We start from the raw sequence: 6,593 nt of genomic DNA, 5'->3' as shown, positions 1-6,593 counted from the left end.
TGCAGCGGTGCGTCGCTCGCGTCGGATTTATGCGGAGTGCCACACCGGTGTCGTGCGACCCGTGGGCTGCGACCGCAGGTCTCGTACTCAAGATAAAACATCGCTCGGGATAATGCGCCTTATCTGGTTCTCAAGATAAGGCCCACGCGCGGCGCAAGTTCCATGAACTCTGGGCAAACCACGGCAGCCCGGTCGGCGAGCAGGCGCTGAAGTTCTTCGGCGCGCTGTATGACGTGGAGCGCGAGGTGGCCGACGCCGACAGCCCGGCCCGGCTCGACGCGCGACGACGATCACGGCCGGTGGCCGATGCACTGCACCAATGGATGCGGCAGCAGCGACAAAAGATCCCGGACGGCTTGGCCACGGCCCGGGCGATCGACTACAGCCTCAACCGCTGGGTGGCGCTGACGCGCTTCCTGGATGACGGCGATCTGCCGATCGACAACAACTGGGTCGAGAACCGGATCCGACCCATCGCGATTGGGCGGCAGAACTGGCTGTTCGCGGGATCACTGCGCGCTGGCAAGCGTGCCGCGGCGGTCATGAGCTTGATCCACTCGGCCAAGCTCAATGGGCTCGACCCCTACGCCTACATGCGCGACGTCCTCGAGCGGCTGCCGACGCAGCCCGCCAGTCGGATCGTCGAACTCCTGCCACATCACTGGCAGCCGACCACGTCGGCCTGACCACCGCCCCGTCGTCAAGACGGGTTCGCCGGACGCTTACACTCAGGCAATCAGTCGAGCAGCCGCATCGGCCTGCGCGGGGGAGAAGACCTGGGAGGGGGCCTGACGGCTGAGTTCAACATCGAGTCCGGGCTTGCGCTCGACACCGGCACGGCGGACTCCGCGTTCTGGGGCCGCCGCGCGGTGGTCGGCCTCAAGGGGGGATTTGGATCGTTCTTCCTCGGCCGGGAGTATTCGCCAATTGCGGCGGTGGCAGCAGCCAGCGACATCTTTGGCCAAGGCTACTTCGGCACCAACCTGAGCGCCTTCACCTCCGGCAGGCTGTCGCGTCGGCTCAGCAACTCGGTCAGCTACCGCACTCCCTCGTTTGGAGGCGTGTACGCAAGCTTTGTTGCCAGCCCGAGCGAGGGCGTCTCCGGTGCCAGCCGAGTCCTCGGAACGGCCGTCGAGTACAGCATGGGACGCCTTTATGCTGGTGCCGGCTACCACGACCTAGAAAGAGCAAGCAACGGCCTGAAGGACAGGGAGTACGCCTTTGGCGTCGGCTACGGAGTCGGTGCCTTTGACTTCAAAGGCAACTACCTCGTTGCGGATCCCGCCGGTGCCGACAACAAGTTCGAGCAATTCAACCTGGGCGTCTCGTTCGGATTCGGCTCTGGGCGCCTCCTGGCCAATCTGCAGCAGAACCGAATTGAAGGCGGCGCAAAGGGTACCGCTCTGGCCACTACCTACTCGCACGAACTGTCCAAGCGCACCAACCTGTACGCCTCGTACGCGCGGCTGAGCAACAACGCCAGCGGCAGCTTCGGGATTTCGTCATCAGGCACGAGCGTTGCTCCAGGCGCTTCCTCGCCCGGAGCCGATCCTTCTGTGCTAGCCGTTGGCGTGCGGCATCGGTTCTGAACGGCTGCGGCTCGGCACCTGCCTGAGCCTTCAGTACAGTTCGACAGGTTCGGCGCGTTCTGCGCTAAAGCGTCGCGCGGGCGGGGGCCAGCCAACGGGCTATCGCACCCGCTTGCGCATGCGGTTCGCGCTGATGCCCAACTTCCCCGAAACCGCTTCAGATGTGTGCCGGCCCCGGGTCTGGAGCGTCGTCGCTCTTCAACCGATCGCGTTCAAGACGTCTGCCACGCCGCACCCCCAACCAGTAGGCCAGAAACACGAGTGCGAACGGCGCGGCGCATATCACGAGAAAGACCAACCAACCACCGATCATCAATGCCGTGTGCAGCAGGAAACCATGCTCGGCTCCGTACATCGCACTACTCCTTCGTGTTCGCCAGCTTGCGGCGCTCGATCTCCCGCGCCACCCCTTCGGCCATCGCCTTGACGTTCTGTGCCATCACTGCAGGTCCGATCAATGGAGGCACAGCGAACTCAGGCACCAATTCCGCACGGTAACCGACACCGATGGCATGGTCGTGGGGAGTCAATGTCCAGCTACCTTGCATGCGCTTGAGGTTCCCGCTCACCAGATCGAAACGGATCTCGCTCTCCGGGGTCTCGAAGATGCGTGAGACGGTGGTGGTGGTCAGCTTGAAGAACAACACTCCCGATTCACCCTTCTGCTCCAACAGCATGGGCTCCCCGCGAGCACTCACAATGCGACTTGACTGCATACCTGGAACGAAACGCTGCAAGTTTTCGTAGTCTGTGAGAACCCGCCACACCAGGGCGCGGGAACCGACGACATCCATGCGCACGTTGACTTGATACGCTTCACCCGATCTCGTCACGGAAACCACCGGTTCAGATCGAGCGGTGGCTGGGTACAGCACAAGCCCAAGATGCCCGACGAAGATGGCACCGCTCAAGAGCCTCAGGCACGCGAGTGAGACGGCAGAATCGTTCATCATTCCTGAGCTCAACATCGAGACGCAACTCGCATCAATTGGACCAACGCCAGACCATGTGGGTTGACTTTCCGTCGCTCAGGAAGACCGATGCGGGGCTTGGCCGTCATGCAAGCACGACGTCCCACACCGTATAAGCAAACTGGATCAACCACCCGGATTGTCCTCGACCGGGCGCGAGTCCATAAGGTTGCGCGCGAGCTCATACCGACCATCACGCCGTCGGGGTCGAAAGTGAAAGGCCGATGTCGACGCCAGCGTTCATCGGAGTGGCGGGTTGAAGAACCACTGCAGCTGCACCTGCACCGCGTTGGGCAAGGCAGCGAACTCGCTGCCCGCGGCGCCGGCGGAATGCTGCACGCCGAAGGTCAGATCCGTGGCTCGCGCGATGGACCACACGAGGCGGCTGTCGACCGCGTGGCTGCGGTCGTCGGCATTGAACACCGCATAGGTCATCCACTTCAGCAGCGGCGTGATCTCGTAGGACGCGAACAGCCCCGCGTAGCGCATCGCGAGGCTCGTCAACCGTCCCGAGCGCAATCCCGCGAAGTCGTAGCCGGCCGGGTCCCGCGTGCCGGCGCCGTTGTAGTACAGCTCGGCGCTCAGCGTGAGCCCGGTCGCGAAGGCATAGTCCGCACCGGCCATCCACCGGTTGAAGCCGGCGCCGCCATCCGGATTCAACCGAGCCGCCTCGGCGCGGACGCCAACGTCACCGATCTGGCTGGCGACGTCCATGCCGACGATGTCGAGGCCCCGCAGCCGGCCGGCGACCAGCGATCCGTCGACGCCGGCCGCATTGCCGTGCCACTGCAGCGCGCGGCTGGCCGGGCCGTGGTCCGGTGCAGGGGCGTAGACCAGCGACGCGCGCGACAGCGGCCCGAGCTTGGCCTCGAGCAACGCGGCATCGACGCCGACGCGCTCCTCGCGCTCGAGCGCAAGCGGGTTGACCGGGTTCAGGATGTCCAGCGGGCTCCAGAAGCGGCCTGTCCCCCACGCGATGCGCTGTCGGCCGACCTTCAGATCGACGTTGCCGCGGGTCAGGATCACGGCTGCTCTGTGCAGGCGATGACGACCGTAGACATCGCCACGCTCGACGTAGTTGGCGTCGGCCCGCCAGTACTGCAGCGACGCGCGATCCTTGAGCGCACGAAACTCCGCCGTGTCCAGGTAGCTGCCGAACAGGAGTTCGTTGTCGTACTGAAGGTCGAGGGCGAGGCCCGGGGCAACGTCACCCTTGGCCTCGACGCGCAGCCGGTTCAGGTTCAGCCCGTAGCCTTCGCCGCTCACGGTGCGCGAACGAACGAACAGGCTCTTGACGCTTCCCGTCAGCCCCAGCGCTTCGGCCTGCGCAGGCATGACGGACAGCGCGGCCAGCAAGATCGTCACGGCGAATTGCGCGGGCAGCATCACGCGGCGCATCACGTGTGGCGGATCGCGGCCGTCGGGTCGAGCCGTGCGGCGCGTGACGCCGGGTAGAGCGACACCGCGACGCTGGCCAGAAACAGGCCGAACCCGGGCGCGATCAGACTCGCCCATTCGAGCCGCGGGTAGACGATGCCGGTGAGCCCTGGAATCGCGCTGTAGTCCTTGTAGAAGCGCGACAGGTCCAGGCCCACGTTGCCGAACACCGAGACGATGGCCGCACCCACCGTGTAGCCCACGAGCGAGGCCAGCAGCATCAGCGCCACCGTTTCGTAGACGACCATGCGAACGATCGCGTCCGGTGGCGTGCCGAGCGCCATCATCACGCCGAACTCGCGAGTCCGCTCGGCCACGGCCATGAAGACGGTGTTCATCACCGCCAGCGCCACGACGAGGAAGAAGACCGCAACGATGACCGTGCGGATGGCACGGACCAGGCCCACCATGTCCGCCACGCGGGTCAGCAACTCCGGCCAGGTCGAGGCGACGAGGCCACGGCTCGCCACCACCGGTGCCAGTTGGCGGGCCACCGCGTCCACCTGGGATCGGTCCACGAGCCGCAGGTTGACCGATGAGACCCGGTCGCCGAGGCCGAGCATGCGTTGCGCCGCCGGCAGCGTGACGAAGACCATGGCACCGTCGAACGAACTGCTCTCGGTGGCGAAGATGCCGCGGACGCGGAACGCAGCCGTTCCGAGTTCACCGGCCAGCCCCGGTGCCATGACGACGATCTTCTCGCCGAGCCTCGCGCCGATCTTCTCAGCCAGCCGCCTGCCGATGACGATGTCGCGCTCGGCACCGCGCGCGAGTGGCGTGCCCTCGACGAAGGTGCGGTGCAGGATGGTGATGCCCGGCTCGAGATCAGGGTCGACGCCGTAGAGCATCACCCCCACCGACTTCGTCGCGCTGCTGGCCAGCGCCTGCGCCTGCACGCGTGGCGCCGCCGCAGCGACGCCGGGCAGGGCCTGCGCCGCCTTCAGGACGCCGCCGGCGTCCTCGAAGGCCAGCTCGGGCGCCAGGTCCCGACGCAGGCCCTGGCGCTCGATCTGCAGGTGCCCGGTGAGGTAGCCGGTCGAGTTGCCGACGATCTGCTCGGCGAAACCGTCGAAAAACCCGTACAGGAAGACGTAGGCCACGATTGCGAAGGCAGCGGCGAAGGCAGTGATGGCGCTGCGCTTGCGATTGCGCAGCAGGTTGCGCGTGGCGATCAGCACGAAGACAGGCCAGCGGCTGCGTCTGGCCGGTGCTGGTTCGCCTCGTCCCCGAACGCGTGCCTTGCCGCGTTCGCCGATGCCGCGGATCGCGGCGACCGGCTCCAGCGTCGCGGCGCGGAACGCCGGGTAGAGCGCCATCAGGAGCGCAATCACGAACACCATCGCCGAGATGAACAGGCTGCGCTCTGCGCGCACCGCCGGATAGATCACATCCTCCAGCCCGGGCATGGTTCGAAGGCCGGCCGCGAACGCGCCGAGATCGATGCCGATCCTCCCGAACGCCGCCGTGGCGCCCAGCCCGACCGCGTTGCCGAGCAGCAGCCCTGCCGCGCCGAGCAGCGCCGCCTCCGCGACCACGAGCCGGAACAGCAGCGACTGGCTGGTGCCTAGCGCGAGCATGATGCCGAACTCGCGGGTGCGCTCGAGCACCGCCATCAACACCGGGTTGGCCACGCCGGCGGCCACCATCACGAAGAAGATCGTCAGCACCACGATGCCCATCACTTCGTGGAATCGTGTGCTGACCGCCACCATCGGCAGCAGCACCGGCCAGCCCACCACCTCGTGGTCGGAACCGACGCGGATGGACAGGCTCTCGGTGGCCGCGGCCAGCGCGCCGCGGTCGCGCAGGCGCACCGCGACGGCCGTCACGGCGCTCGGCGCGGCGAGGAAGTCGCGCATCACCGCCATCGGCATTACGCCGACATAGCCGTCCAGATCGTCGATCTTCGTGCGGAACACGCCGCGGACTGGCACCCGAGCGCTCGCCACCGAGCCATCGTAGGCCTGCCCCATCAAGACCAGGTCATCGCCGGCGCGCAGGGCCAGGGCCTCGGCCAGGTCCGCGCCAATCAGAATGCCGCTGTCGCCCGGCCCGTCGAAGGCGCGGCCATCGACGATGGCCTTGGACAGATCGCTGACCGCGGACTCACCCGCCGGATCGACGCCGAAGGCCATGATGCCGCGCGAGCGATCCGCGCGGCTCGCAAGCACGGTCGTCTCCAGCCGAACCGTCGCCGCGGCGACGGCGGGGTCGGCGCGTACCGCCGCGAGCACACGGTCGCCGGCCTCGATGGCGCGGTCAAGGCTCGGGTCGTCGTGGTAGCCTTTCAGGTGCACCTGCGCATCGGTGGCGAAGTAGCGCGTGGTGTTGTTCACCATCTGGCGGTTCTGGCCGTCGATGAAGCCCCAGAGAAAGGTCAACGCGGCGAGTCCGACCGCGATCGACAGCACCGTGATGCCGGAGCGGCGGCGATTGCGCATGACGTTGCGCAGCGCCAGCTTCCATATCATGACGCGGCCTTTCGCTCGTCGGCCTCGATGCGGCCGTCGCGCAGGCGGATCACGCGGCGCGCGCGCTCGACCACCATCGGGTCGTGCGTGGAGAAGACGAACGTGGTGCCCTGCTCCTCGTTCAG

General features: G+C 66.7%; 4 protein-coding genes and 3 pseudogenes. 2 read left to right on the top strand and 5 right to left on the bottom strand.

The features are described from left to right. Positions 1 to 140: 140 nt before the first annotated feature. Positions 141 to 686 (top strand): annotated as a pseudogene (locus Q0C41_RS28695) (IS66 family transposase); the annotation flags it as partial. A gap of 33 nt (positions 687 to 719) precedes the next feature. Then, positions 720 to 1,589 (top strand): annotated as a pseudogene (locus tag Q0C41_RS28690) (porin); the annotation flags it as partial. A 157-nt stretch (positions 1,590 to 1,746) separates the two neighbouring features. Here the strand turns inward: Q0C41_RS28690 and Q0C41_RS28685 are convergent. The 5 genes and pseudogenes from Q0C41_RS28685 to Q0C41_RS31550 form a co-directional block, all read right to left on the bottom strand. Further along, on the bottom strand, positions 1,747 to 1,944 hold the full coding sequence (locus Q0C41_RS28685) for a hypothetical protein (RefSeq protein WP_220787677.1): 198 nt from the start codon (positions 1,942 to 1,944) through the stop codon (positions 1,747 to 1,749). Between the two features lie 4 nt (positions 1,945 to 1,948). Beyond that, positions 1,949 to 2,539, bottom strand: coding sequence for an SRPBCC family protein (locus Q0C41_RS28680; RefSeq protein WP_291989974.1), 591 nt, complete (start codon positions 2,537 to 2,539; stop codon positions 1,949 to 1,951). Positions 2,540 to 2,800: 261 nt separating this feature from the next. Then, complete coding sequence (locus tag Q0C41_RS28675; protein ID WP_291989973.1) at positions 2,801 to 3,946, bottom strand: hypothetical protein; 1,146 nt, start codon at positions 3,944 to 3,946, stop codon at positions 2,801 to 2,803. Positions 3,947 to 3,957: 11 nt separating this feature from the next. Then, positions 3,958 to 6,468 carry an ABC transporter permease gene (locus Q0C41_RS28670; protein ID WP_291989972.1) on the bottom strand — a complete coding sequence of 837 codons (2,511 nt, stop codon included), beginning with the start codon at positions 6,466 to 6,468 and terminating at the stop codon, positions 3,958 to 3,960. Further along, positions 6,465 to 6,593 (bottom strand): annotated as a pseudogene (locus Q0C41_RS31550) (ABC transporter ATP-binding protein); the annotation flags it as partial. The pseudogene Q0C41_RS31550 and the gene Q0C41_RS28670, both read right to left, overlap by 4 nt.

It is taken from the genome of Luteitalea sp. (assembly GCF_022842525.1).
Lineage (GTDB): Bacteria > Acidobacteriota > Vicinamibacteria > Vicinamibacterales > Vicinamibacteraceae > Luteitalea.
The sequence above is the reverse complement of the archived record's forward strand: the minus strand, read 5'-3'. Positions and strand labels throughout refer to the sequence as shown.